Raw genomic sequence first — 26,494 nt, 5'->3', positions numbered from 1 at the left:
CCGACAAAGAATATTAACCGGTCTTATCCTTTTTTTCCTTTTCAGAGACCAGCCTGTTGATAAGCCTCACGAGATCCTCAATATTATAGGGCTTCGGGAGAACCGCATCGAAGCCGTATTCCCTGAAATCCGCCATGACCGGATCGTTCGAGTACCCGCTCGACACTATTGCGAGTATATCGGGATCGAACTCCCTCAGCAGGGCGATCGTTTCAACTCCCCCGAGGCCTCCCGGAACCGTAAGATCCATAACAAAGACATCTATGGATTTTTTAAGAATCTTCGACTGCTGGTAGATTCTTATCGCCTCCGCACCGTCCAATGCCGCCTCGACGTCAAAACCGTAGCCCCGCAGAAGCTGGGGTATCGTATCATAGATGCTCCTGTCATCGTCCATCACGAGAACTCTCGATGAACCGGAGAGCATTCCGCCGGAGAGCCCGTCTTCGGCCTCAACACTTCTTTCGGTCGCGGGGAGGTAGATCCTGAATTCGGTTCCGACACCGACCTCCGAAATCAGCTTTACCGCACCGCCGTGCTTCCTTATTATCGACATGCAGGATGCAAGCCCAAGCCCGTTTCCGCTCTTTTTTGTGGTAAAATAGGGATCAAAGATCTTTTCCCTGTATTCCTCCGGAATTCCGCTGCCGTCGTCCCTTACGGATATGACGATATATTTTCCGTCTTCAAGGCCGTCCTTTCCGGAGATTACGCCTGCATTCCTGGCCTGCACGTAGATATTTCCTCCGTCTGCCATCGCCTGTATGGAGTTTATCACAAGGTTCTCTATCACCTGGCTGATCTGCCCCTTGTCGACCTCGACATTGGAGAGATCGTCTGCGATATCAAAGTACAATTTTACATTGCTCCCGTGAGAGACAAATTCCGCCGACTCCCTGATCATCGACTTTATATCCTGGACCTGCCTGACAGGCTCTCCGCCTTTTGAAAACGTAATAAGCTGCCGGGTGATATCCTTGGCCCTCGATATCGCCTTTTCAGCCTCCTCCAGGCGGGAGGAGACGTCGACATCTCCTTCGGCCATATTTCTCGCAAGACCGATATTCCCGGAGATCGCCGTAAGTATGTTATTGAAGTCGTGGGCTATCCCTCCCGCAAGGACTCCGAGCGATTCGAGCTTCTGCCTTCTCAAGACTTCCTCCTCCCATCTCAGCCGTTCCGATATCTCGCGAAATACGATTACGGCACCGATCGATGTCCCGGACCTGTCTGTAAGCGGTGAGACAGACAGGACAACAGGATACGCATTCCCTTCCGAGTCGAAGAGATCGACCTCGGTGTTAATCTCGAAGACCTTCCTGTCAGATATAACATCGAGAACTATCGAACCGATGTCCTCCGGCCTGCCTGCTTTTTCGAGCATGAAGATGCTGTCAATCCTTTTTCCTTCGGAATTCCCGGCACTTATCCCGGTCTTTGCAGATGCCTCCCTGTTGATAAGCGTCACATACCCGAGGTGATCCGTAGCGATAACGCCCTCGGCAATGGATGACAAGGTGACCGAAAGCCTTTCCTTCTCTTCCGCAAGGCTCTCTTCGAACCTTATCCTCTCTTCGACCTCCTTTACAAGTTCGCTGTTGGCATGCTCGAGCTGGGCCGTTCTCTCCGTTACAAGCTCCCGGAGGCGGTTCCTGTGGTTTTTCAGCTCCTCCTCGGCCTTCCTCTTCGCAGTGACATCCCTCGCTATAACGAAAAACCCGGTCATCTCATCGGAACCGGTTAAGGGCTGGGCGCTGAACTCTACCAGGTATTCTTCTCCGCTGGCCGAGAGCAGTGTTATCTCCGTCTTGCCGCTGTTCTCCATGCCGTTCCCGGCGAGAAGAGGCCGGATCTTTTCCATTCCGCCGTTCCTGACAAATTCCTCTATCTTTCTGCCGGCAAGCCCCCCGTCTTCAAGTTCAGTTTTTTTCTCCATCGCCCCGTTGGCCGAGACGAACGCCCCGTCTGCATCGATCGTAAAGATCAGGTCATTTGCGTTGTCGAAAAGCCTGCTGTACTGCTCTTTCCCTTTTTCTATCGACTCCAGCATCATGTTGATCGCCGAACCAACGGACGATATCTCGTCGTCGCCTTCGATGTTGATCCTGCCTTCAGGACTCTCTGTCATGGCAACAGTTTTGATCTCCCTGTTCAGGTTCTCAAGCCTCGATACGACCGATCTCTGGATCAGGACGAGGATGACCGCACCGAAGATTACGGATGCGAGTACGAGCATCATTATCAGCAGGCTGAGGACGCCTTTTCCGTAAATCGTCACGTCTCTCGGTTCAGTGACCTGAAGAACCGCTACCGGTTCGCCGTAAATATCATAGATCTCCGAAAATCCGGCAACGTATTTGTCATCGACGGGGCTGATGATTATGGAGCTGCCGTTTGCGGCATTACCAGCCCCTTTATCCGCGAAAATTTCAAAATATTCCTCGAAACCCGATTTGTTTTCAATTACCGAGATATCGAGCTGGGTTGTCGCTGATAATGACGAAACCTCACTCCTGTCAAGATACCTTCCTACAAGCAGGTTTCCAAACGGATCGCCCGATTCCGGATCCGTTATAGGGCGGGATGCTATGAGCATCGGCCCTGAATTAAGCATTAAGGTTCCTTTTGTCGTCCCGTTGCTAAGCACATCCTCATGCCCGGCGATCTGCGAGAGCAGACTCTTGGGAGTCGGCATCTGGTGGCCGTAGTCGAGGTTCATGTATTTGTGCCACAGGATGTTTCCCTCCGAGTCGGTGATAAGCAGAATATTTACCCCGACATCGACAAGCCTCCCGTCGGTGAATATCGTACGTGCGACCGAAGTGTCACCGCTGTCGATGAATTCGGGAAGCTCTTCTGATGTGGCCCATGCATTTGCAATTGAATCGAGCCGGTCGACCTCGGCATTCACCGCATTTGCCGCCCTCATCACATTGTCGCCGGTCAGCCTCTCTTCAAGGCTTGAAAAACCTGAATCGAGACTTACAGAGGAGAGAATATAGAGGAGAAATATCAGCCCGAGAAGGGTAACGGCAATTATCGCGGCAGTCGTTGTGCGAATCGATTTCCGTTTTTCTCCTTTGCCTCTTCCTTTTCTCCCGAACGGTGAGGTGATCCGGGAAAAAAGCTCGTACCCGGAGTCTCCTTCGACAAGAGCCATCAATATTAAAAAGTTATCAAATAAAGATATACTTCATCGAATTATCCTATCGTTATCACATGTTGATACGTACTAATACTTATTCAATGTAGCATCAGATATTTTACTAAGGCAAAGTATATTTTATCAGCCACAGACTCCTCTGGCAGGTGATTTGGGTATGCTGCTCTCTGCTCCGGAAAAAAAATCCGGATTTGCAAATATACAGAAAAAAAACGCCATCTCCACCTTTATCATTGTAATTTTTTTTCTTGCAGCAGCATCTCCCGGATGCCTTTCGGATGATGCCGGCATTGCCGGTGCAGCCGGGGAAGGACAAAAAAATCTCACGATATCAGGGTCCACGACAATCCAGCCGGTATCGGAGATACTCGCTGCCGCATATATGAAAGAGAATCCGGGTGTTGACATTGTCGTTAACGGTGGGGGGTCGGGTATGGGTATAAAAGAGGCAGGAACCGGGCTAACCGATATCGGGGCCGCCTCACGGGATGTCGAAGACTCCGAACTGCTTTCATATCCTGATCTGGAGGTGTACCGCATAGGCGCAAGCGCCATAGTGATAATCACCTCGCAAATGAACGGCATTGACACGATTACGTTCGAAGAAGCCTCTGCTCTCTACAATGGCGAATCAGAGGACATATCGTCCATGGCCGATATTGCCGGCATAAATTCCGTGATCCAGAGATCCGAGAAATCGGGAACCGAAGAGACATTTGCAAACTGGCTGTTCCCGGGAAAAAAGAACGTCGACTCCTCGCTTGAAGCCGAAGACTACGGCATAAACGGGAAAGTGAAACAGCTCGCAGCCGAAGGAAACTCCGAGGTATTGAATCTTGTAAAGGACAACCCGTTCTCCATCGGTTTCGTCGATTTCGGCTACGCCGAATCGGACCCGGGAGTAAAGATCCTTAAAATCGTTGATAAAGGATCAGGAGAGGCTGTTCCTTCCGACATTACAAAGATCAGGGAGGCCATACTTCTCGAACTCAGAAATGAAGAGCATTCCGACGGGGGCGGATCCTTCTACATCTCCGGCCTTACAAGGCCGCTGAATTACGTGACGAAAAGTGACGCTTCCGCTCTGGCGAAGGACTTCATTGAATTTGCAACCTCCCCTTCGTCAGATGATTACTTCAATGAGGTCGGCTACTTCTCGGTTGCCGAACTTAACCAGGAGGTCTGAAGATGACAGAAAAGAAAATTTTAATTGTTGAAGACAACTTCGAAATCGCCGAGATCGTGTCGATAATTCTGGAGAGAGAGGGCCACGAGATAACAGGCATCGTGGAGAGCGGAGAGAACGCACTCTTGTCTGCCGCAGCAATTACTCCCGATGTCGTAATCTCCGACATAGGTCTCGCCGGTGAGATTGACGGGATTGAGACGGCGACTTACATCTCGCACCTTTTCAGGATACCTGTCATCTTTATGACAGGGGCCGTCGACCAGGAGACGATCGAGAGGGCCAACTCTGCCGAACCCTATGGTTACCTTGCAAAACCGTTCAACAAGAGCGAACTTCTGTCCACCGTCTCTCTGGCCATAAGAGCGTTTGAACTGAATATGAAGGCAAAGGAGAGCGGAACGAGAAAGATACCCTCGTGCGTAAAGCAGATGTGCTTATACGAGGAGGGAATCGTAATCACAAATACTTTAGGCAGAATACTGTATATCAATCCCTATACTGAAAACCTCACGGGACTCTCGAATGCCGAGATGCTGTTAAAGCCGTTGTCGGAGATCCTTCATTTCTCAGGGAATACAGGCTTTGACCCCGGGGCACTCTCGCAGGCGGCCTATTTCGGCGAGGACGAGGAGACCGTCTTCCTGAAGGACCGGAGCGGGGGAAATATCATGGTAAGAGTGAGGATCGTCCCGAGGAGATACAGGGATGAAGATACGGTCGGTGTAATTATCACGATAAAAGAGATCTCCGAAGAAAAATCCGCCGGGGTCAGGGATGCAGGTACGCTGTACAGACCCGATACAGGCAGTGCTGCAGCATAGATTGAGAAAAGAATTTATTTTTATTGCGCTTTTATTCTAATCAGGTAGATATTATGAAATACAGTATTACAGGTGACAATCTCCAGTTTGTCACAATGGAGATCGAAAATGCTGAGACCGTCTGGGCAGAGGCCGGTGCGATGGTCTACATGAGTGCAAACATGGAGATGAAAGCAGAACTTGAGGGCGGACTTTTCAAGGGAATCAAAAGAAAACTCGCCGGCGAATCATTCATGGTTACGAACTTCACGAGCCACGGAGGGCCCGGAGTTGTTGCATTCGGCGGAAACGCACCCGGAAAGATCTATGAGATGGATATCGCGGGAAAGGAGTTTATCGCCCAGAAGGATGCATTCCTGTGTGCGGAGAAGAGCGTCAACTGGGAGATCGCATTCCAGAAGAAGCTTGGATCGACATTTTTCGGCGGTGAAGGGCTCATTCTCGAGAAGATCTCGGGGAGCGGGATGGTCTTCTTCCATGCATGCGGAGACCTTGTCGAGATCGATCTTAAGCCGGGACAGACCTACAAGATCGCAACTGCCCACGTAGTAGGATGGGAATCGTCGGTAAATTACGACATTCAGGCGGCGGGCGGCATAAAGACCTCCATGTTCGGCGGCGAGGGATTCTTCCTGACCACCCTCACCGGGCCGGGAAAGATTGTCATACAGTCGATGACGCTTGAACAGCTTGCAGAGTCCCTTATTCCGTTCCTTCCGCGGCCCTCAAGCTCCGGTTCCGACTGAGAAAGCCGGGCCGGAATTCAATATATGAGGAGGACAGGTATGGAAAGCAATACTGCGGCATCAAGAGCGGGATGGGCTACACTGCTGGCGATTATAGTCATAGCCCTGATAATCCTCGCCCTCTTTTTCCTCGAATATCTTGTAATCGGCTTCCTGCTGCTTGTAGGAGCGATCGTCATCCTTGCCCTTGCGGCGATCATCGTCACCGCGGTGATGATTATCCCCTTCTATGCCATGAAGGGAACGGTCGTCGAGGAGGGATCATATATGATGGACGACGTAAAGGCCGTGGAGAATGAGAGGAAGGATTGAATTCTCTTTTTTTGATTGAATCAGCCAAATAAATTATTGTTTGAATATACCGCTAAACCCGGTTACCGGATTGGTTATAAAATATAAGGGGTATAATCCTGAATCATTCATAAAAGAAAATCAGGAAAAATCATGACAAAGAAGATCTTCGGCGTTCCAGCCAAAAAAATGGTGAACCTGCTGGCATCCCTGGTGTGTGGAGCTGTCGGTACGGTTTTCCTCGGCTTCGGCCTGAACGAAAGAATATCAGAATACGGAATTTTCTTCAGGATCGTTTCCCCCCTGCAGTTATCATTGATCGGAATCGGTTTTGTCTTCCTTGTCGTCGTGGTATTTCTTGTTCGCGAGGCGTTCAGGGACGGTTTCTTCGATCCTGAATCCGCCTGGGAGGACGGTATTCGGTTCTGTGAGGCGAATATCCTGATCTGGCTGGTTTTGTTCTGCCTCGGTGTTATACTCCCCCTTATCGCGGCACTCCTGCTGGTGTTTTTATGGTAAAATGAATCCTTTCCCGGCATAATCACAGGATTCAATATTGAAAAATCCCGGATAAAGAGACTAAAACCTCCTTTTTGCCTCCACTGCACCTGCAGGTCAGACAGTTTTTCGAAGGTTCCTAAAGAATGATCAACGGTAGGTCTAAAAAAGATTTATCATGTGTAAAAAATAATAAACACATTAGCATGTTGAACCCGGCGACAGTGACTGAACTTGCGAAACTACTCAGCTTTCTTGGAAACGAACAGAGGCTCAACATACTCAGGGCGATTGCACACGAAGAGAAGTTTGCACGGGAGATCTCTGAAGAGGTCGGGATCTCCCGGCCGCTTGTGAATATTTACCTAAAACAGTTCGAAAAGGCAGGGCTCGTCACCGGAACCAACCACGTCGGTGAAGAGCCGCCTTACCTCAAAAGATATTACAAGGCCGTGCCCTTCGAATTTGCTTTGAGCCTTGATCTTATTTCAAAACTGGAGATGAAAGAAGATGAATTTTAAAACCGTAAGGGAGTTCCACTGGGTGACAAAGATTGTAATTCTACTTACAGTATTTGTTGTATTGGTGATCCCGATCATAGCATTTGTTGCATCTATGCTAGGATTTTCAGTTAGCAATTTGGGATTATTTATGTTATCCTGTACCTCGATACTAATGTATTTATTTCCGATTATTCTGGTTGTTATCGTTATTTACATGATTATAACCAGGGTCAAGGGATGGATTGAGAAGTACATGGATGCAGTGCTTGCAAAGATGGATATGCTGGCAAGCAGGAACAATGTCGAAGAATCCAATGCAAAACTGGCAGTAATGGGCAGCAGGATCGAAGAGATAGAAAAGAAAGTCGACAATATCTCGGACATTCTTGAAAAGGTGGCCGAATAAAGATGAACCTGTAAAATAATTTTTAAGAGGAAAATAGCATGAGTCCAAAGCTTACCGGAATATTCTCCGAGGGAGATACCCGTGAATTTAAGGAATGGATTGAGAAGCAGTTTGGATCGGAATCGGAGAGAAAGGCCGAAATATCCAACATCAAAACAGAGATCGCGATGCTCAGGCATACGGTTGAGAGAATGGAGAAGAAGATCGACAACATCGAAAGAATACTTGAGAAAGTTTCGGAGTAAGTTAGATCGAGCTGTCACCAGATAAAATATCATACACCATTTTCCGGGAAAACAAAATTTAATCCCGGACCTCAACTGAACCGTAAAATTATTTTCATTTCGACTTTACGGTCGGAAAATTTAAAGGGTGCAGCATTAACAATATTAATCATGGAGCTGACGGGGGTTGCACGCGGTCTTGATCGGGTATTATACATTATCCTGTTTGTAGTCCTGGTTTTTTTCTCGCTGATGAATCTTTTCGTCTTTATCATCAACTGGGAGACATGGTTTTTCGGGATCAGGCTGGCCGGTCTTAATGCAGGTATCGTATTGTTCATTTATTTTCTGGTTCCGGCCATTCTTGCGTACCTGCTTTACATGTACCCGGGGAAGACTGCTATAACCTCCATTTTATCGGTCTTCTTCTTCGTTTTTACGTTTATCTCCTCTTCAATAACTACAATCCAGCTGAGCAACGGCGTGAAATCATTCAACGGATTTATGGCAATATTTGTAGTAATTTCTCTGGCTGTCCTGGCCGGTCACCTGATCGCCGGCCGGTTCTACGACCGGGAGGAATACCATAAAGAGAATAATAATGAAGGAGAGGTTTCAAAAACGGATTTGGAAGGGATAATGGGAAAAAATCCGATATATGATCTCCTGATCCCGGCGATTGCGGCGTTTTTTATAGTTCTTCTTTTCGGGATAGCGATGTTGATCCCGGCTTTATTTTTACTGATCGTTATTTCAGTCATAATGATCTCCAAAAGAGCAACCGGTACAGGAGAAAGGAGCAAAAGGGAGAGACTTAATATGCATTACGCCCGCCTCCTTTTTGCAATGGGTATAATGATGATAATTTTTGTAATTTTATTATATTTCGTACCCGTATTTTTCATGACGAATCGCGGGTGAACGGCAGAGTAGATTATCCGGCCCGGGAAAATTCATACAACACACACAAATCTATAATACGTCAACATTAATACGTTGACCTGAAAGGATCAGGGATTTTGAAAATATTATTCCTCCTGTCATAATGTTGGTATAACGGGGTACAAAGGATTCGATCACACCAGCTCATAGGATGAAGATAAACAAAAACTCTCACCTTCTTAACCGATCCTTCAGGAGTTCAACAAAAAGTATATATTGTCAACACACCCATGTTGACATATGTTCCTGCCAACGGATGAGAAGCAGTTCGCGTTCTGGGCGATGCGCCGGAGCGGTATGGCCAATATCGCGATTGCAAAGCAGCTCGGGATATCCCGGCAGGCGGTCTCGCGAGCATTGATCCAGATGGACGAAAAGATAGAGGCAGTTCTCCGGGATATGGCGAGAGCGAACAGCATAGCGGTTGAAAAAGTCAATGCTGAACGGGGGGTTCTTATCGGCCGTTCGATCCCGTTCAGGACCGCCGCAATCATATTTGTCTCCGAAAAGCACGGGATTCAGGTATGGTTCGAGCACGAAGGCGACTGCGGAAGCTGCGAGAGATATACGGAATGCATAGAACTCCTCTGGGACTACGCCGGGGAGCTCGGTGTAAAGATCGAAAAGACCGACGATCCGACGAAGATGGCTGACGAACTCTTCGGGAAAGTGAGGGCGATGATATGACAATCCGGATATCCGAGACAATCCACAAATGGATGGGCTGGTGCCCGGCGAAGACGGCAATGAAATCCTCGATGGGAATATCGGGATACGGGATAAGAAAAGGAGAAACTCCCGGAAGTCCGGACAGGATTTCCAGCGACAGGATAGTCGATTACGTTCCGACATGGACCTCCCTGTTGCAATTCCTTGTATTCGGCACGGAAATCGCCGCGATCGTCGCGTTCCTCAAATTCGTCAATAAATATTACCCCGGAACAGATATCCTTCTGCTCCTCTGTATCATGCTTGTTACGGGTTATCTAATAATATACAGCGATATAAAGCGCACGACTATTGAATCCGGACCTGACGTGATTACAGTAAAAAGACCAGGTTTCAGGACAGTTCATATCCAAAAGAGCGATATTAACAATGCCGAGATCATCGACAACCACAGGCCGGTACCGCAATTTGTTCTGGCAATATTAGGGCTTATCATAATTCCTGTCTTTTCTGTTGTCAGTATCTACGGCAGATATGTCGAATGGATCTCAGGAGAAATACTTACCCCGTTATTTATCGCATACCTGGGATTTTTTATTGTCATCTCCATCTTCTTCCTGGTAATCTACAATTACGCCCGTATACGGAAAAGGTATCCCAAATCGTTTGTCATCACCACGAAGAAAAATAAACAGCTCGTGATCTACGGAAAAAGTTTCGAAGAACTGGTAGAAATCAGGGAGAATCTGTTATGACTGAATATTCAGGATCCAACCGGAAAAAAACTGCATGGTGCCCCCTTACGGAAACTCTCCAGACTACCCTGACCGAACCTTCGTCCGGTTACGCACCGGTACGTTCGGTACAGCCCGGCGGAGGAGGAGACGGCGTCGGAAGAAGAATCGGCCGCGGGGCAGGGATTGCAACCCGGAGTATAAAAACTCTCATAAACGACAGGAAATTGTTATGGTACCCGCTTCTTGCAGGTTTTGCCCTTTTCCTTATGTACCTTACAGAGATGGCTTTCAAGGCGTATGCCATCATGACATGTTCGGGCAGCTACGGGTACTGGTCGCTTGGCTACCACTATGGATTTGTCCTTACGTTTGTTGTTGAGCTTATCTTTTTCTTCTGCCTGAATTATATATTCGCCGCGATAGTCATCGACATCTCAAAGAATCCTGAAAATCCCGGAGCAGTAAGGAAATCCCTGTACAGTGCAAAAAATTACCTGAAGACTATTGCAGGATGGTCTGTAATCCTGGCGGTTGTTGCAACGGCGATCTATGCCTTTGTCCTCCAACAGCCCTGGCACGCACATCTGTACCCTGCTTTAGGAACAACGATGTTCCAAATCCCGTTTGTCTATTATGTCCCGATCCTCCCGCTTGCAACGGTAACTGCTGTTATTGAAAAGATTCTGGTCGCCGTTCCGCTATTCGTACTTACACTGTACGTAATTCCGCTTCTTGTTCTTGAAAAAAGGAGCCTTTCCGGTGCGATTGCAGGACTGGCAGGCTTTTTCAGGAGGACATGGATCGAAATTATCGTCTGTTTTTTGATATTCGCGACGGTAGTCGTTGGAATTACTCTCCTTTCCCCGCTCATATGCATGACCCCACTGTTCGTCGATTACGACTACCATTTCTTCGCGGAATATGCCATACCGATGGCGGCGATCTGCTTTCTCTTTCTGGCATTATTGTGGACTGCCGCTGCATCCGTCTTTACTACAACCGGAATAGCCGCAGTCGATCTCTATAAACTCGGGAAGAAGGGACGAGGATAGACAAAATCTTTTTCCCACAAAAAAATCTTTTGTCAACAGAGATCTATCGACGTATAATAATACTAGAAGGTAGACCAATATAATTTTTAATAATTGCAGGTTCTTTCACCACAATCCTGCCAAGAAACACTGTATACCGGTTTTAGTCCTATTCCGCCTTATCCATAAAATCGAAGATCTTAGGCTCTAGAGTCTGGAGATCGACGACCATCGCACGTGCAGGTGTCGGCTGGATATTCATCTGCTTCTGGAACAGGGTTTGCGACTGCCACGTTCCGGTATTCATGCAGAGAACGCCGCGGTAGTTCACGACCCCGCAGATGTGGACGTGGCCGGTGTGTAGGATCTCGGGAACAGGATCGATAATTAGGTTGTCCTCCTTTGCAGCAAGAATAGGGGTCCTCATACCGTAGGTGCAGGCCAGATGCCTCCTCTTTAACATCTCGACCATCATATCCTCGGGTTTCGTATACGACGCACCCGGGATCATGGAGATCAGGTCGTCGTAGCTCCTCCCATGGTACATCAGGATGCCTACGCCCTGCAGCCTGACAAAGGCGGGGTTCTCCACAAGAACGACATTTTCGGGGAAGTACTTCGAAAATCTTTCCGGAAGGGCCGGCTGCGGCTCCGAACCCCTGATTGCATCGTGGTTCCCCGGGGAGATGATGATCTGCATATCCCTTGGAAGGGCTGAGACCATTCGGCCGAACTCTTTGTACTGGCGGTCTATATCGGCGATTATAAGCTCCTTGTCCTGGTCCGGGTATATGCCGATCCCGTCCACAAGGTCCCCTGCGATGAGGAGATACTGTGCGTCGAAATCGTGCAGCCATTCCGAAAACCTGTCCCACTCGTCATAGAGGAACGTATCGCTGCCAACATGGACATCGGAGATAAAGACCGCCTTTCCGGGCGTCCTGCTCTTGAACGGGGCATTGTTCAGGGGGATGTCGGGTCTCATCATCGTATCGGCAAAGAAGAGGTTTCCGTCCGACGAAAGCTTCCCCCTGACCATGACGACCTCGTCGGGGATCAGCTTCTCGGCCTCTTCAAAGACATCCCTTTTATTGTTGAAGAGCACGTTTATCGAATCGGTAGGATCCTCAAGAACCGCCATCCTGTGCCCGTTCGCAGTGTTCCTGAGATCTGAGACCATCCCTATTACCGAGACATCGTCCTGCCTGTAGCGGTCGGTCTGGGTAAGAGCCGATATCGGGATCGCTTCCCCCCTTTTCCTGAGATACCTGGCAAGCTTTTCGTACCTGTCCCTGAAATAAAAGACAAAATCGTTGAAGTCCACACCGCCGTTTCCCGGGGCGGGAAGGCCGTAGACCACGTCCACGTCCCCTTCCGGCATAAACCGTTCCCCGTCGGTCTCTGACTTTTTGGACACTGCAGGCTTCGCAGTCTCAGGCAGCGGCTCTTCACTCTTAATCCTGGGCCTCGGCGGCTCGAAGCCTTCCACTTTGAAACCGGGAATATGTGCAGGGAGGGCGACGAACGCCTCTGGAGGAACGTTTGCGATAATACCGTCGATGAGGTCCGGATCGTCCGATTCAAGGAGGTAGAGTACCACTTCGGGGTGAACCTGAAGGTCGGCCGCAAGAAACTTCGAGATTATCTCATCCCTCATCCCTGTCATGTATGTATTCTGGTTGAACCTTAAACAAAAAAAAGTTGACAGAAACCGTTCCGCGAAGTTGCCACGGCGGAACTCCGAAAGAATGATTAACAAAGATGCGGTACAGGTTGATATGCTGATATCAACAGGTAAAAGGCTCGCCGTCTTCCTTGCCGTCGCACTTCTTGCCGCAGTTCTGGTCGCTGCAGGCTGTCTGTCGGCAGAAAGCAGCAGGGTTATAATCGTTCCCGAAAACAGCTACTGGTCGCCGGCAATGTCGTCGGTGATCGGCATCGGACTTTCGGCGGATTATTCCGGAAGTGGGAATGTGACATATAAATGGACCGCGGATTACGGGGATTTTCTTCTCTGGACACCCGAGATAGTCCCGTGCGGCTCCCCGTGCACAGGCACCGATACTGTATGGTGGACATATATAACGGAAGACAGCATTCCTTCGGTATCTGATCTTCCCGGCGAGGTCCGTATTACAGTAGACGCAATAGACCAGGGCACAGGCGATACTCTGGCCGAATCGTCCCTCATACTCGAAAGAGATGAAAACGGGGGCTACTCCATAAGCCTGGACGGGTAAAACCGCCGGGCATGAATTTATTTAACATGTAATCTTTTCTATTTATAAGATAGAATGACCTTCGAAGAGACAATAATATTCTATAATCCCGAACATGCGGATGAATTCACTTTAAAACTAAAAAAATCCGGATTCAGGGCTAAGACAAAACGCGTCAGCACCCTGGTCAAGGAGACGATATGCACCGGAAAAATTGATGATTTCATCTCGCTGTTCAATGAAGAAAAGAAAAAACATGATAATGGCAGCGATAAGACGGATGTTCAGGCCCTGATGACCGATATGTATTCCGAGATTATCGATGAGCTTGAACTAAGAAAGAACAGGCTCTCCGGATTTTTCGGTTCTGCCCACCCCGGAGACTGCATATCCGATATTCCTGGATTCAACGGATGCGGCAGCTGGACCGAAGCCGGAGATGACGAAGCCAATCCCGAAAACGACGAAGAAAGGGGCAACAAAACGCTGTTCCACCTGCTGAACGAAAACGGTCTGCTGGAGAGCGGGAGCGGAAAATGGATACTGAAAAATACGGCAGAACCGGGAGAGATAATAACCGCGGTCCCGTCCGATATGATGCTTGAAGCATCCTCCCAGGAGAAGAGAAGCAGATACAGTATAAACACGATAATAAACGTAATGTCCGGTGTCGAGACGCATGTCACCCTTCCGCCAGAATTCTCCATATCGGCAGAGCCTGAGATGATCGATCAGATAATGGATAAATACGACGTCGACGAGGAGTCTATCCTGAAGCTGAAGGAGAACGGATACATCAAATCGCTACTTGCCGAGAGGATCATAGAATACCTGAAGGAAAAGGAAAGGACGCCCTTCGACGAACTTTTCAGGGAGATGAAGAACCTTAAGTTTACGATCGATAACACAAACGACGAGTTCAGGTTCGACCTCGATGAAAAGTTCCTGAAGGATATGCTCGGCGAGATGAAGAAGATGGATCTCATTAAATCGAAGGGCAATCACTTCAGGTCCGCCTGACTTCAAAAAACCCATGCCAGATAACAGTGCAGTAACTGCCGCCGCCGGAATTCTCTGTGCAGGACTTCTTATCCAGGCAGCATTTTTCTTTTTTATCTCGTTGCCGGCTGCTCCCGTCCTTCCGGCTTTCGCCTGTATTGCTGTGGTGGTAATGCAGTCGAAAAGATCGAAAGATGGCCTTTTAGGGGCGGATTATATAAAAACAGGCCTCGCCGGGCTTGCCGCAGGAATTCTGTCCATGCCGTTTGCATCTTCCGCCGCAGTCGCCGCGGCCGGGGTCATCGCCTGCCCGGTGGGAACTCTTGCAGCCCTTGCGGTATTTATGGAAATGACGAAAAAGGAAGAGAACTTCGCCGCGATGTTCTCCGTATTCAGCGGAAGCCTGGTTGCAGGAATGTTCATAATTGCCGCAGGGTTTGCAGGGGAAAAACTTCACGGTCCGGCAACGGTGCTCGGGGAGTTCATCCCGCTTCTCATTGTTTCCCTGCTCGCCGGCTTATTATGCCAGGGGATTATTATTGCTTTAAAAAAGGATAATTCGGGAATTAAAGGACCGTCGCCCTGATTATTTTTGTCTCGTTCCTCGGCCTGTCCATCCTGTCGACAGGCTGCATCGCGATCTTGTCGACGACGTCCATCCCTTCGACGACCTCACCGAAAACGGGGTGCTTCGAGGGAGTCTGGGAATTGTCCCAGTCGAGATAGGTATTATCCACGAGATTGATGAAGAACTGGCTTCCGCCTGTGTCGGGCATCCCTGTGTTCGCCATCGATATCGTGCCCCGTAAATTAGAATGGCCCTTTACAAATTCGTCTTTGATATTATAGCCCGGACCGCCGGTGCCGGTTCCATTGGGACAGCCCGCCTGCACCATGAAACTCCTTATCACCCTGTGAAAGATGATCCCGTCATAAAATCCTTCAGACACGAGTTTTTCAAAATTCCCTGCCGTAACCGGCATATCTTCATAGAGTTTAATTACGATATCACCGAGATTCGTCTCGAGTTTTACTTTTTTTTCAGCCATTTACTTATTCTCCTGTCCTATTGTTATGTATCTTGGGGTACAAAAATTAAATCATCCGGAGGTCCGGCATTGATAATCAGGGACATAAAAAAAGCGGAATACTTCACTTCAGGAGACGGCTGCACCCTCTGCGAGCTTCTCCACCCGGAGAGGGAGGCTGAAAAGAACCCGGGAGAAGGTCTCTCCATTAATGCAAGCATTGCGCATGCGTTCGTCAGGGCAGGTGACAGAACGGTTCCCCACAGACTGAAGGAATCGGCTGAAATCTATTACATTATCGCAGGCAGCGGGATTATGCACATCGACGAAGATGCGGAAGCTGTCGGCCCGGGGCAGGCCGTGTACATTCCGCCCGGCTCTGTGCAGTGGATCGAGTCCTGCGGACCCTGCGACCTCGAACTGCTTGCGATCGCCGATCCGTTCTGGAGGGAGGATGACGAAGAGATCCTGCCTGAAAAATGCGGGTCCCGGCAGGGCATCTCGATCACACGGGACTGAAATATATTAACAAAATAAAAATCATATAATATTGAATGCCTGAAAAGAAAGGTTTCGGAAAGGCTGTCAGAATATCACAATATATTCTGGCATTATCCATTATATTGCTGATATTGTATTTTTCAGGCATACAGAACGTTCTGGAAATATTCAGCCAGATAAATCCGGTCTTCATCATTCCCGCAATAGCGGCATACCTGGTGAACAATATCCTGATGTCGTTTCGGATTAAGAAGATACTCACAGATATAGACAAAAAGATCCGCCTGAAGTTTGTCTTTTTCTCTCATATGGCGGGCATGCTGGCGTCGGACTTTACTCCGGCAAGAAGCGGATACCTTTTCGTGGCATATGCACTGAAAAAGCATGGAATATCTACGAAAAGCGGTCTTGCAACGATAACAAGCGCTTATATCTACGATCTCTTCTTCAAGATCATTGTTGCAAGTATAGGAATAGTATATATTTACTCAAATATTTTCGACGGGGGAGTGTTCCAAACTTTACTAATCGCTGCAGCCCTGATGGCGGGAATTCTCATTCTCTATATTACAATCATGTACCCCTCCGCAGGAATCATCAGGTTCTCAAAAAACATAAAAATCCTACAGAAATTAATCGACCTTGGGGGTGAAAGCAAAAAGGTCCAGAAACACTACAGGTATATTATCCTGATAACTATCATGGGATGGATAATGAAGGGCTTCGAGTGGTTCTTCATCGCCCTTGCACTGAATATCGTCCAGATATCGTTCATGGATGCACTCATCCTGAACCCGTTCCTTACATTGTTCTCATTTGTACCGCTCACTCCCGCAGGGTGGGGTATCCAGGAGGCCGGAATCGTGGGCCTTTTCGCACTTATGGGTATAAGCAGCGTATATGCGGTGAGCTTCTCGCTGATGACGAGATTCGTGGAGGTCTTTGTGGATCTCCTCGGAATAAAGTCGTTCTTCACAAAAGATCTCCGGAAAGAGTCGCTTGAAGAATTTTACAACACGATAGACGGGGATATTGACGAAAAATCGTACAATTCCGACCTCCTTGTCCAGAAATACTGGCAGCAGAGAAAAACCGAAGAGATCAAAAACTGCCTTGACATCGATAAAAACGATGTAATAATCGATATAGGGTGCGGAAGCGGAGTGCAGATCAGGGAGACCGGGGCATCAGACGCGAAGATGGTTCTCGGAATTGATCTGAACAGGAACGCACTGAAATTTGCACGGGAAAAAGGCATTCCCAATTCGGATTACATTTTAGCCGATGCAGAACACCTGCCGGTGAGGTCCGGAAAAGTTGACAAAATAATCTGTGCCGAGATCATCGAGCATTTAATCAGTCCCGATAAGATGGTATCCGAGATTAAGCGGGTTTTGAATAAAGGGGGTGAGATCGTTATCACAACCCCCAATGAATTCTCTTTCTGGGGGGTCTACGAGATGATGTGGGATCTCTTCGGCCGCGGAAGGAATTACGGGGAGACGCATCTTATGTTCTTTTCGCCAAAAGAGCTGAGACTTCTGTTCAGCGACTTTTCCCGTGCAGAGACGAAGACAATATTCTTCGTATCCCCTTTTGTCGCACTGCTTAAGAGTGAAAAACTTCTTGACCTGTCTCAAAGATTTGACGGCCTCTTCGAAAGGGCAAATATTGGCCTCTCGCTTATTCTTTATGCAAAAAAGTAAGTGATTCTTAGAGTTCTTTTTTTTATTCCTGAGGGACGATCGCGAACAGGTATATACCCATATTCTGACCCATATATCCTGTATTGTCATTCAGCCACTCAACTGCGTCTCCTTCAGGATTCTTTGCATTAATGTCGCCTGTGACTACAAAGAAGAGAGTTCTGTCAGGATATTCCGAATAGATCGCTTCCAGTTCTTCTCCCGATGAGGCAAGAAGCTCGATCGTACCGTCTGTCTCATTGGAATAATAATAATCGAGAGGCTGAGTCATATAGCCCGGGAGAACGACGATGACATCTCCTGCCTCCGTAACATTCCCAAGCTGTCCTGAAAAGCCTCTCCAGTCGTTCTTCGTGTAGCTCGTGTAATATGTAGCCATAAACGGAATATTTACCAGGACAAGGACGGCCATGAACGCATAGATGAACTTGTCGTTCTTTATCAGCTCCTTCACGGGCATATATGCCGAGGCTATTCCAAGATAGAAGACGGGCAGAAGGAAGATCAGGTACCTCGGGTTCATCGTTATCTTTGCCGAGAGTATTACGCTGAATATGAGCGGAATCAGCAGGAGACCCACGACAAGGGCCATATAACTGACACTCTTTTTATACAGGTACAAGACTCCGATAATAAACAGCACTGCGAATAATACACCGGACCACCACTCGAATCCTGAAAACGATATTATCGACGAAGTTATCAATTGCGGTCCGAGTACTCCATATGTCGGTGCACTTGCCGACAATTCAAGATACCTTTCATAGATGAGGAGGAGCAGGGGAATCGAGAGTATCACGAACAGGATTATAGATACTAAAAATCCTTTTCTAAAGGGCGTATTCTTTAAAAGCTCCCTGTAGTTGGTAACGATAGCATGCAGAACTATTACACCCGTTCCGATAATGGTATAATAATGGGCCCAGAATGCAATGGCGGAGGCTATACCGAATATTATCCACCACTTCATCTCCCTGGTCTTCAACGCATATATATAAGCCAGAAGGGAGATCGAGAAGAAGAGAAGGATCATAGTGTACGCCCTGGCGTCCTGTGAATAATATATCTGGAACGGCGAGAACGTCACAAGAAGGGCGGTGATTATTCCGACATCACGGTTTACGACTTCACTTCCTATCAGGTAAAAGACAGGTATTGCAAGAACTCCGAACAATGCGGGTATGAACCTGAGAACAAATTCGCTGTCGCCGAATACATTCATCATGTGCTCAAGCCAGTAGAACAGCGGCGGGTGGAATTCTGCTATAACTGCATTCCAGATCTCAACGAAACCCATCTTTGCGTAACCGAACGTCGTTCCTTCATCGAGCCATATGGAATTGAATCCAAGGTTATAGAACCTTAATGCAAAGCCTATGGCCACAAGCAGGATCAGTAGCTGGGCATATCTGTTATTAAGAATAACAAGCCTGAGATTTTCAGAGTTTAAATCCTTAAAAGAGCTTACCTTGTACTTATCATCTCCCAAAGTATCGGTGCTGATTTCAGCCTTTTTGGGATCTGATTTTTTACTCTTATTCCCCATATTGAATCATAAGATTATCTGATTGCAGTCAATATAAAACAGATCCGCTTTTTTCTTTTTTATTATGGAATATCCGGTTTTTTCGAATATATTGAACCGCAGGAGGCGGCGGGGAAACTCCGTGAGGGAAATGTAAGGCATCGGTATTGAAGACGGGTGCATTAGATCCGTGAACAAAATTCTGAAAAGACAGGATTTCAGTTTTTTCGGCCGAAAAGAAATCTCTTCCAGGATTTAATTATATTTCCGGATTTATGCAGTATAAAATTGTAATATGCTATATGCATGCATTGAAGGAGAAAATCCGAGAAAACAGACGGTTTTATTTTACTGACCCCGGCAACCCTGTCCCTGAAAACGATCGGGATTTCTGTGACGTTCTCCCATCTGGCTTTACCGAGAATTTCAAAACCCATCCTGAACCCGCGGGGCTTCAAATTAACGTCTTCGAGTATTCTCCTATTGATGGCGAAAAAACCGCTTCCCGAGTCCTTAACTATGGGAATAAACGACCTTCCGATTAATGCAGCCCCCGAAGATATTATCTTCCTGTATAACGGCCAGTCAAACGTTTCACCGCCCGGAATATACCTGCTGCCAATAACCATGTCGTAATTCTCGTTTTTCAACAGATTATAAAATACGGGTATCTTTTCGGGAGGATGCGAAAGATCGGCGTCAATACACTGGACAAGGCAGGATTCGGCTTTGTATATACCTGCATGCAGTGATTGGGAAAGCCCGTGATCCTCGTACCTGACCAGAATATGAAGATTGTTCATCGATTCCTGCATTTCGCTTACTATAATCTGTGTTCTGTCAGGGGAATCGTCATCAACGACAAGGATCTCTTCATTGATATTGCTGCTCCTGCAAACAGAATCGACCTGGCTTACAATCTCTCTTATATTGCCTTCCTCATTATATGTGGGTATTATAACAGTCAGATCATACTCTGAACTGCAGGAATCGTCCGGCATCATATTTATCAATATAATATTTGTCTGTTATCCCTGTAATTTCTTTAAACTGGCCGTCCGGTTCCCGGTCCGTATCTTTTACCTGCCGCAGCAGCAAAACCACCTTTATTGATGATGATGCGGCACATTGCACGGACATAATATCCTGCTAATTCCCACCTTTTCGTTTTAAGAAATGCCTGATATTCTTTTACCCGGACTGTCCCGGATAAATCCATATCTACAATATACTCCTGAAAGAAATGAATCCACAGGGTATAAACCATATTTGTAGGTCTATCCGGGTATTAAAGAGACCGTAATCTCCTTTTATTATATAATTTAGTTGTATTTATAAAATATGTTGTTTTGGATTTCAGGAGAGATTTCGTGCCTTTTCGTCAGGTAAGAATACCCCTTCCATTCGGAAAATCCGGCCCATTAATATTTACATTTCAACAATCACCGGCTGCCGGTATACCGGGAAAGGGATATTCATATTTCAAATCGTTTAAATACAATAATTTTCTATTTTGAGATATTATGGTGAAACGATTCTCTCTGGTTTTATGGATTATTTTTCTGGTTCTGATAATATCTGCTGTACCCGCACTGGCGGATAATGCTACAGCGACACCCACACCTACTACTGCAACCCCAACTCCCACGACAGCGACGCCCACACCAACCACTGCAACTCCAACTCCCACGACAGCGACACCGACACCAACCACTGCAACTCCAACTCCCACGACAGCGACACCGACACCAACCACTGCAACTCCAACTCCCACGACAGCGACACCGACGCCAACCACTGCAACTCCAACACCCACGACAGCGACACCGACGCCAACCACTGCAACTCCAACACCCACGACAGCGACACCGACACCTACTACTGCAACTCCAACTCCAACAACGGCAACACCCACACCTACTACAGCCACTCCAACTCCAACTCCAACTCCAACAACAGCAACACCCACCTCGACGACCGCTGCACCGACTCTGACTGCAACCCCGAAGCCGACCCCGGGAATCGGGTGGTATGTCGTAAGATGCAATGTGGACGGTGCCAGTGTCTATTTTGACGGAAATTACATGGGCCTGATATCGGGTGGAAGCCTCACTGTCGAGTACAAAACAGACCAGACCCCTTACAGCACGGTCAGGGTATCCAAGTCCGGCTACACTACAGTAACACAGAGCCTGCCGTCGCCTCCCGGCCCCTCAGGAACTGTCGACGTATACATAACGCTCCAGGCGGTGTCCTCGTCTTCAGGCACCCTTAACATATATTCCTCTCCATCGGGCGGATCGGTCTATATCGACAAGGTTTACAAGGGAACGACGCCCTTCTCGATCTCCCTCTCCCCCGGCACATACGGCGTCCAGGTAGACAAGAGCGGATATATGACGACATCAGAGACTGTGATCATATCCGCCGGACAGACTATCACGAGAAGCTACACTCTCCAGCAGAAAACAAGCTACGGATCACTTCTGATAACCTCCGAACCCGATAATGCATACGCCTATGTCGACGGGACTTATGCAGGAATGACTGCAATAACTGTGAACAATCTTCTTGCAGGGAACCACAATGTAAGGCTCACGGCCCCCGGCTATAACGAATGGACGGCGACTCAGTATGTGAAGGCAGGCGAAGTTATGACGGTTCACGGCACCCTGACGCCCTCGTCGTCAAACAACGGGTATGTCCGGGTCATATCGTACCCCGGAGAGGCTGAGGTCTATCTCGACGGCGCATATATGGGAAAGACGAATGACGAGGGGGTCCCGGGTGCATATACACTGACGGTCAGCCCCGGAACACACAAGATCTCTGTCGAACTTACAGGCTACCGTGATTATGATCAGACCGTAACGGTAAGTGCAGGACAGACGGTGACGGTCGATGCAAACCTCATTCAGATATCGCAGCCTGTAACCGGAGAGATCTCTGTCTCAACAACTCCTTCCGGAGCAAACGTATACGTTGACAACCAGTACGAGGGAATCACCCCGCTGACGATTCCGGGAGTCAACCCCGGGAGCCGCGACGTCCTGCTGAGGCTCTCCGGATACGAGGATGCGAAGGACACCGTGAACGTCCAGCCCGGCGGAACGTCGACTATCGACGTGGCACTTACACCGGCGGGAAGTGCAAAGGCTACACCCGGATTCGGGTTCCTTGCCGCGATCTCCGCACTGGGAGCCGCAGGACTTGTTGTATCGCGCAGAAGAGGCAGATCCTAAACCTGATTTTAAAATATACCTTTTTTAGGTCTTTTTGAGATACTTTTCACTTTCGCACCCTGTTCGGAACCGGCGTATAAACCGCAACGGCCAACTATGTTACGTCGCCCCGGGCAGGAATGCCCGCGGACGGCACTTGTGAAGACATAGTAGGAAGTAGAAAAAATGACAGATTTTATTGAAACCAGCAATTCAAGGAGTGCAGTTCGTGAACTTGCACAGCCGATTGCAGACATAACGACATTTTCTGCGATTATCCAGTCGGTAATCGATGAAAACCCGTTCGGGTGCACCGAATACTCCGGGAACGGTGCCACCGTACCCGGGGTGGCCAGGAACCGCGAACACTATATCGCAAAAGTGGTCTTCGAGGATACCGCCGGAGAGAAGATCGGGACGCTTTCGGTAAAATGCCCGTCAATTTCCGCGATGGAGAGTGCAGCCGGTGCAATAGTTGCAGACGCCGATCTTGCCGTTGCAGTCGGAGGCGATCCGGTGCGTGACGAAGCAAACGACACATGGTCGTGCCAGCTGAAATGCCACGATGCAAACAGCGACATATATTATGTGACCTTCACGCGGACAAAGGTGAGAATCTCCGGCTACGAAGACGACTCTGTTCTCAGCACGGTTGAGACATGGGCGGATTCGGTTGCCGCACTGGCCTGAACGGCCGGCTGGTTTGAGGGAGAGATCCCTCAAATCCCTTTCCGGGGGGTTCCGGGATGCGAGAAGACGAGATAGTCGAAAAGATCATCGAGACCAACAGGGACGTGAAATGGATCAGGGCGGAGATTGCCGGAATAAAAGAGAACGACAAGGAGCTTGAGAGAAGAGTTTCAGCGATAGAGGCGCTGCATCTTCCCGCAAGAACGGGTATCGTCTCGGAGAGGCAGGTGTCGGCCGGAATAGGAGCAGGTGCAGGGAGTATTGCGGCCCTGATTCTCCGTCTCCTCGGCGGATAGATCCCGGGTCTTACTTTCCAGTACCCGCATTAACCTTCGTATAATTCTATCCCTATCGCGTCTTTTTCATGTATCAGTGGATAAAACGCGGGGCAGGTGTCCGCGGCCTTCTCTCCCTCTTTTAGCCCCGAGAAATAAACGAGATTAAACGGGCCTGGTCCCCGTAGCCTTAAAGAAGGTATAGCAGAATGTCCCGTCTTCTTCGGCGGTCCGGTACAGGGCCGAGATCCCCTCGTCCCATTCCTCTTTCGTCATCATCCCGGAGGAGACCGCATCCTCACCTACGCCCTCGATAACGGTGATCGTGCCGCCGGGCTTCAGCACCCTCATAAGGGCAGTAAGAGCATCCACCGGATCACGGAGATGCTCGAGGACGAAGCAGACGAATATGTGATCGAATGAATCCCCAGGGAAAGGCAGCCCGAATATATCGCAGTTAAGATATTCTCCGGCTCTTCCTTCCGCCGTAGTCCTGTTTTTTGCAACTTCAAGAGATTTTTGAGAGATATCTACGGATATTATAACGGCACCGGGGCTGTTTTTAGTTATGACCGGAGTCTGTGCTCCTGTACCGCACCCCGCCTCGAGAACAAGCGATCCGGCCGGGTACGGGGTGTCGCCGTACAGGAGTTCGTTAAGTGTCGCCGCCTGTACCGAGAGCCTCTCCGATTCGGTCTCTGAGTAGCCGTGGACATAACCTCTTTCAGACATATATATACATCAATGTACACATATAACAAAGATATAGTTTTCAGGTCCCGCGCCAGTCATCCGGCGGAACAGTAATAACGAATTTTGCCCCTTCCCCTTCTTTTCCGGCCTCTGATATCCCTATGCCGGTAATGGAGAGTATCTCCTTTACGAGATAAAGGCCGAAGCCGTGGTTTCTTCCGATACCTGGTTTAAACAGCGACTTCTTCTTTTCCGCGGATATCCCCACGCCGTTGTCCTCTATCGTGACAATCAGGTTTTCGGAGTCGTCTTTTGACGAAGAGATCGTAATTTTCGAAACTTTCTCCCCGTGAACCAGGGAGTTGCTCATGATGTTTCCGAAAACCTTCGGGAGCATCGGATCGGCAAAAATCTCGACGTTTTCTGCATCTATCTTCACGTCAATTCCCCCGTATTCCCCGTTTGAGGCAAGATACTCTTTGACCACTTTTCCGGGATTCTGCCAGAGCGGTGAGGAGAGGCCCATATCCTGGTAGTCCCGGGTGAACTCCGCCTGTCTCCTGATCCCTTCGACAGCGATATATGTCTTCTTTATGAAATCGTCCTTCTCCTCCGGGGAGGCGTCATTCATCATGTCGAGGTATCCTATCGCAACGGTAACCTCGTTTAATATGTCATGCCTCGTTATGCCGCTCAGTATGTTGAGCTTCATGTTCGCGCTTGCAAGCGCCTCCTTGATCCTCTCCCTCTCGGTTACATCGACCAGCGACACATATATGCAGGACTCTGTGCTGTCCTCTGGCTTGAGGAAATAGGCGGATATTTGAACAATGATGTCTTCGCCCGACTTCTTCTTCGACTTTATCTCGCCGACATAACCGCCCTCTTTAATGATCGTATCGATGACCGACTTGAGATCAATGGAGTTTCTGAAAAAGACCGACGAGCTCATCCCTGTTATCTCAGCCGGAGAGCTATACCCGTACATATGTGCAAAAGAAAAGTTTGCATAGGTTATGTTCGCATTCATGTCGAGGATTACTATCCCGTTTATCAATGTCTCTATCGCGACGTTCTTGAGCCTCAGGTCCCTCTCTATCGATTTCTTCTCAGTTATGTCCTCTCCGGAGCTTACTGAAGCGGTGACCTCATCTTTTTCGTCTCTAATAAGCGAATTTTGCCATAGGATTGTCTTCAGTTCGCCGGATTTCGTGAGTATATGGCCCTCTATCTTTACATGACTCATGCCCCCCTCGATATCCTGCGTGAAGAGCGATCTCATTGCATCGCCGTCTCCTTCGGGCATGAACTTCTCAAACCAGTCGAAACCCCTGATCTCTTCTTTTTCATACCCGAGGACCTCACAGCCCTTTCTGTTTATGAGCATGACCTTCCCTTCCCTGTCAAGGACCAGAAAGATAGCTTCGGCAATGTCAAGATACTGGTCGAACCTGTCCCTCTCGATCTTCAGCTCGTTCTCCCTTTTTTTAAGATTCCTGAATATGACGCTGTATGGCCTGCGGATTCCCGTTTCTACGATTGCATAATAGATCAGGCCGAATGAGATTATCTTGCATATAAGCCCGAAGATATTTGAAAACCAGTATGTGCTTATATAAAAGGTAAACGAAAATTCGCTGAACAATGAAAAAAACAGCGATGCCCCGATGAATAAAAAGACCTTCCTGTCGAAGCTCTCCCTTCTCACGTATAAAAGCCACAGGGCGAGAACAAGCATGGCTGATATGAGGAATTCACTATAGATCTCAAACTGAGTAACCCCGCTTCCGGAGATATAGCAGACGGGAAAGGTTCCGGAGATAAAAACAGAATAGAGGATTGCCGCCGTAACGATGGCGTATAATATGAACTGCCTGTAGACACCGGTTTTTTTAAACATCAGCAGAGGTGCGAGAATAAAAGTCACCGCTTCCAGGTATCTTGCCGCAATCCACAACTGCACCTGGATATTCTGGTTCAGACCCGAAATCAGATTCAGCCCGCTGTAGGACATGGTATGGACAAAATCGATTATACCTATGAAGAGAAAGGCGATCCCGATTATTAGGAGATATTTATTGTCTATATAATTCCGGCTGTTCCACGCGATTATGAATATGGCAGAGGCGATTACAACACTGAAAAGTTCAGCAACAGTATGAAAGAGCAAAAAACTGTAAAAATTCGAGAGCGAGACAAAAATTGTGAAAAGAAGGAGGGACAAGAAGAATATGCCGTCTCTTTTGTTTATTTTCAACGTATTTTTTTCAGGCAACAATTACACCTCTGAAGCTAAAACACACTCCCCGGCCGGAGATCCAAATTAGGTATTTTGAACTAAGTCTATCAAAATAATTAATGAAACTTTTCATATGATTATATCTCCGGTTTTATTGTCAAACTCAAAATATGAGAAC

General features: G+C 48.1%; 28 protein-coding genes. 20 read left to right on the top strand and 8 right to left on the bottom strand.

Annotation, left to right across the window (positions count from 1 at the left end; genetic code table 11):
* Window positions 1–13: 13 nt before the first annotated feature.
* The gene (locus MPET_RS14275) at window positions 14–3,160 is read right to left on the bottom strand and encodes a CHASE4 domain-containing protein (protein WP_013328021.1); all 3,147 of its coding nucleotides are present in this window, start codon (window positions 3,158–3,160) and stop codon (window positions 14–16) included.
* A gap of 160 nt (window positions 3,161–3,320) precedes the next feature.
* On the opposite strand from MPET_RS14275, the gene MPET_RS00305 reads away from it, so the two are divergent.
* The 12 genes from MPET_RS00305 (at window position 3,321) to MPET_RS00250 (ending at window position 11,241) form a co-directional block, all read left to right on the top strand.
* Window positions 3,321–4,349 carry a PstS family phosphate ABC transporter substrate-binding protein gene (locus MPET_RS00305; protein ID WP_013328020.1) on the top strand — a complete coding sequence of 343 codons (1,029 nt, stop codon included), beginning with the start codon at window positions 3,321–3,323 and terminating at the stop codon, window positions 4,347–4,349.
* Window positions 4,350–4,351: 2 nt separating this feature from the next.
* A complete protein-coding gene (locus MPET_RS00300; RefSeq protein ID WP_013328019.1) occupies window positions 4,352–5,173 on the top strand; it encodes an ATP-binding response regulator in 822 nt (273 codons plus the stop codon).
* 53 nt (window positions 5,174–5,226) lie between these two features.
* On the top strand, window positions 5,227–5,919 hold the full coding sequence (locus MPET_RS00295; RefSeq protein ID WP_013328018.1) for a TIGR00266 family protein: 693 nt from the start codon (window positions 5,227–5,229) through the stop codon (window positions 5,917–5,919).
* Between the two features lie 39 nt (window positions 5,920–5,958).
* Entirely contained in the window at window positions 5,959–6,231 is a 273-nt protein-coding gene (locus MPET_RS00290; RefSeq protein WP_013328017.1) for a hypothetical protein, read from the top strand.
* A 132-nt stretch (window positions 6,232–6,363) separates the two neighbouring features.
* Window positions 6,364–6,729 (top strand): hypothetical protein, encoded by a 366-nt coding sequence (locus tag MPET_RS00285; protein ID WP_013328016.1) that lies wholly within the window; start codon window positions 6,364–6,366, stop codon window positions 6,727–6,729.
* Window positions 6,730–6,932: 203 nt separating this feature from the next.
* Entirely contained in the window at window positions 6,933–7,229 is a 297-nt protein-coding gene (locus MPET_RS00280) for an ArsR/SmtB family transcription factor (RefSeq protein ID WP_225353830.1), read from the top strand.
* On the top strand, window positions 7,219–7,617 hold the full coding sequence (locus tag MPET_RS15065) for a hypothetical protein (RefSeq protein WP_013328014.1): 399 nt from the start codon (window positions 7,219–7,221) through the stop codon (window positions 7,615–7,617). The genes MPET_RS00280 and MPET_RS15065 overlap by 11 nt, the downstream gene beginning before the upstream one ends.
* A gap of 38 nt (window positions 7,618–7,655) precedes the next feature.
* Window positions 7,656–7,862 carry a hypothetical protein gene (locus tag MPET_RS00270; protein ID WP_013328013.1) on the top strand — a complete coding sequence of 69 codons (207 nt, stop codon included), beginning with the start codon at window positions 7,656–7,658 and terminating at the stop codon, window positions 7,860–7,862.
* A gap of 150 nt (window positions 7,863–8,012) precedes the next feature.
* A complete protein-coding gene (locus MPET_RS00265; protein ID WP_013328012.1) occupies window positions 8,013–8,762 on the top strand; it encodes a hypothetical protein in 750 nt (249 codons plus the stop codon).
* Window positions 8,763–9,023: 261 nt separating this feature from the next.
* Window positions 9,024–9,470: a hypothetical protein gene (locus MPET_RS00260; protein ID WP_013328011.1), complete on the top strand. Its 447-nt coding sequence runs from the start codon at window positions 9,024–9,026 to the stop codon at window positions 9,468–9,470.
* Window positions 9,467–10,207 (top strand): DUF1673 domain-containing protein, encoded by a 741-nt coding sequence (locus MPET_RS00255; protein ID WP_013328010.1) that lies wholly within the window; start codon window positions 9,467–9,469, stop codon window positions 10,205–10,207. The genes MPET_RS00260 and MPET_RS00255 overlap by 4 nt, the downstream gene beginning before the upstream one ends.
* Window positions 10,204–11,241, top strand: coding sequence for a hypothetical protein (locus MPET_RS00250; protein ID WP_013328009.1), 1,038 nt, complete (start codon window positions 10,204–10,206; stop codon window positions 11,239–11,241). The genes MPET_RS00255 and MPET_RS00250 overlap by 4 nt, the downstream gene beginning before the upstream one ends.
* 148 nt (window positions 11,242–11,389) lie before the next feature.
* Here the strand turns inward: MPET_RS00250 and MPET_RS00245 are convergent, their stop codons facing one another.
* A complete protein-coding gene (locus MPET_RS00245; protein WP_013328008.1) occupies window positions 11,390–12,886 on the bottom strand; it encodes a DNA-directed DNA polymerase II small subunit in 1,497 nt (498 codons plus the stop codon).
* A gap of 82 nt (window positions 12,887–12,968) precedes the next feature.
* Here MPET_RS00245 and MPET_RS00240 point away from each other — a divergent pair, with 82 nt between their 5' ends.
* From MPET_RS00240 to MPET_RS00230, 3 genes are read left to right on the top strand one after another with little or no spacing between them, the layout of a single operon-like run.
* On the top strand, window positions 12,969–13,460 hold the full coding sequence (locus tag MPET_RS00240; RefSeq protein ID WP_048130420.1) for a hypothetical protein: 492 nt from the start codon (window positions 12,969–12,971) through the stop codon (window positions 13,458–13,460).
* A gap of 54 nt (window positions 13,461–13,514) precedes the next feature.
* Window positions 13,515–14,459, top strand: coding sequence for a hypothetical protein (locus MPET_RS00235; protein ID WP_013328006.1), 945 nt, complete (start codon window positions 13,515–13,517; stop codon window positions 14,457–14,459).
* A gap of 13 nt (window positions 14,460–14,472) precedes the next feature.
* Complete coding sequence (locus MPET_RS00230; protein ID WP_013328005.1) at window positions 14,473–15,024, top strand: hypothetical protein; 552 nt, start codon at window positions 14,473–14,475, stop codon at window positions 15,022–15,024.
* Here MPET_RS00230 and MPET_RS00225 read toward each other — a convergent pair.
* Window positions 15,005–15,487, bottom strand: coding sequence for a peptidylprolyl isomerase (locus tag MPET_RS00225; protein ID WP_013328004.1), 483 nt, complete (start codon window positions 15,485–15,487; stop codon window positions 15,005–15,007). The genes MPET_RS00230 and MPET_RS00225 overlap by 20 nt on opposite strands.
* 69 nt (window positions 15,488–15,556) lie before the next feature.
* Here MPET_RS00225 and MPET_RS00220 point away from each other — a divergent pair, with 69 nt between their 5' ends.
* On the top strand, window positions 15,557–15,985 hold the full coding sequence (locus MPET_RS00220; RefSeq protein WP_013328003.1) for a cupin domain-containing protein: 429 nt from the start codon (window positions 15,557–15,559) through the stop codon (window positions 15,983–15,985).
* Between the two features lie 35 nt (window positions 15,986–16,020).
* Window positions 16,021–17,673 (top strand): flippase-like domain-containing protein, encoded by a 1,653-nt coding sequence (locus MPET_RS14270; RefSeq protein ID WP_013328002.1) that lies wholly within the window; start codon window positions 16,021–16,023, stop codon window positions 17,671–17,673.
* 22 nt (window positions 17,674–17,695) lie between these two features.
* Here MPET_RS14270 and MPET_RS00210 read toward each other — a convergent pair whose 3' ends face one another.
* The 3 genes from MPET_RS00210 to MPET_RS15205 all read right to left on the bottom strand — a co-directional run bounded on the left by MPET_RS00210 (window position 17,696) and on the right by MPET_RS15205 (window position 20,417).
* Window positions 17,696–19,219, bottom strand: a complete 1,524-nt coding sequence (locus MPET_RS00210; RefSeq protein ID WP_013328001.1) for a glycosyltransferase family 39 protein — start codon at window positions 19,217–19,219, stop codon at window positions 17,696–17,698.
* Between the two features lie 197 nt (window positions 19,220–19,416).
* Window positions 19,417–20,202, bottom strand: a complete 786-nt coding sequence (locus tag MPET_RS00205) for a polyprenol monophosphomannose synthase (RefSeq protein ID WP_013328000.1) — start codon at window positions 20,200–20,202, stop codon at window positions 19,417–19,419.
* 41 nt (window positions 20,203–20,243) lie between these two features.
* Window positions 20,244–20,417 carry a hypothetical protein gene (locus MPET_RS15205; protein ID WP_187287565.1) on the bottom strand — a complete coding sequence of 58 codons (174 nt, stop codon included), beginning with the start codon at window positions 20,415–20,417 and terminating at the stop codon, window positions 20,244–20,246.
* Between the two features lie 304 nt (window positions 20,418–20,721).
* Here MPET_RS15205 and MPET_RS00190 point away from each other — a divergent pair, with 304 nt between their 5' ends.
* The 3 genes from MPET_RS00190 to MPET_RS00180 all read left to right on the top strand — a co-directional run bounded on the left by MPET_RS00190 (window position 20,722) and on the right by MPET_RS00180 (window position 23,405).
* On the top strand, window positions 20,722–22,440 hold the full coding sequence (locus MPET_RS00190; protein ID WP_083773156.1) for a PEGA domain-containing protein: 1,719 nt from the start codon (window positions 20,722–20,724) through the stop codon (window positions 22,438–22,440).
* 165 nt (window positions 22,441–22,605) lie between these two features.
* Complete coding sequence (locus MPET_RS00185) at window positions 22,606–23,109, top strand: hypothetical protein (protein WP_013327996.1); 504 nt, start codon at window positions 22,606–22,608, stop codon at window positions 23,107–23,109.
* A gap of 56 nt (window positions 23,110–23,165) precedes the next feature.
* Window positions 23,166–23,405, top strand: a complete 240-nt coding sequence (locus tag MPET_RS00180; RefSeq protein ID WP_013327995.1) for a hypothetical protein — start codon at window positions 23,166–23,168, stop codon at window positions 23,403–23,405.
* Between the two features lie 144 nt (window positions 23,406–23,549).
* Here MPET_RS00180 and MPET_RS00175 read toward each other — a convergent pair whose 3' ends face one another.
* Both MPET_RS00175 and MPET_RS14265 read right to left on the bottom strand, forming a co-directional pair.
* Window positions 23,550–24,116 (bottom strand): class I SAM-dependent methyltransferase, encoded by a 567-nt coding sequence (locus MPET_RS00175; RefSeq protein ID WP_013327994.1) that lies wholly within the window; start codon window positions 24,114–24,116, stop codon window positions 23,550–23,552.
* Between the two features lie 40 nt (window positions 24,117–24,156).
* Entirely contained in the window at window positions 24,157–26,352 is a 2,196-nt protein-coding gene (locus tag MPET_RS14265) for an MASE3 domain-containing protein (RefSeq protein WP_187287564.1), read from the bottom strand.
* Between the last annotated feature and the right edge of the window lie 142 nt (window positions 26,353–26,494).

The sequence above is a fragment of the Methanolacinia petrolearia DSM 11571 genome (assembly GCF_000147875.1).
Taxonomy (GTDB): Archaea; Halobacteriota; Methanomicrobia; order Methanomicrobiales; family Methanomicrobiaceae; genus Methanolacinia; species Methanolacinia petrolearia.
This window is presented reverse-complemented; position numbering and strand designations above follow the sequence as displayed.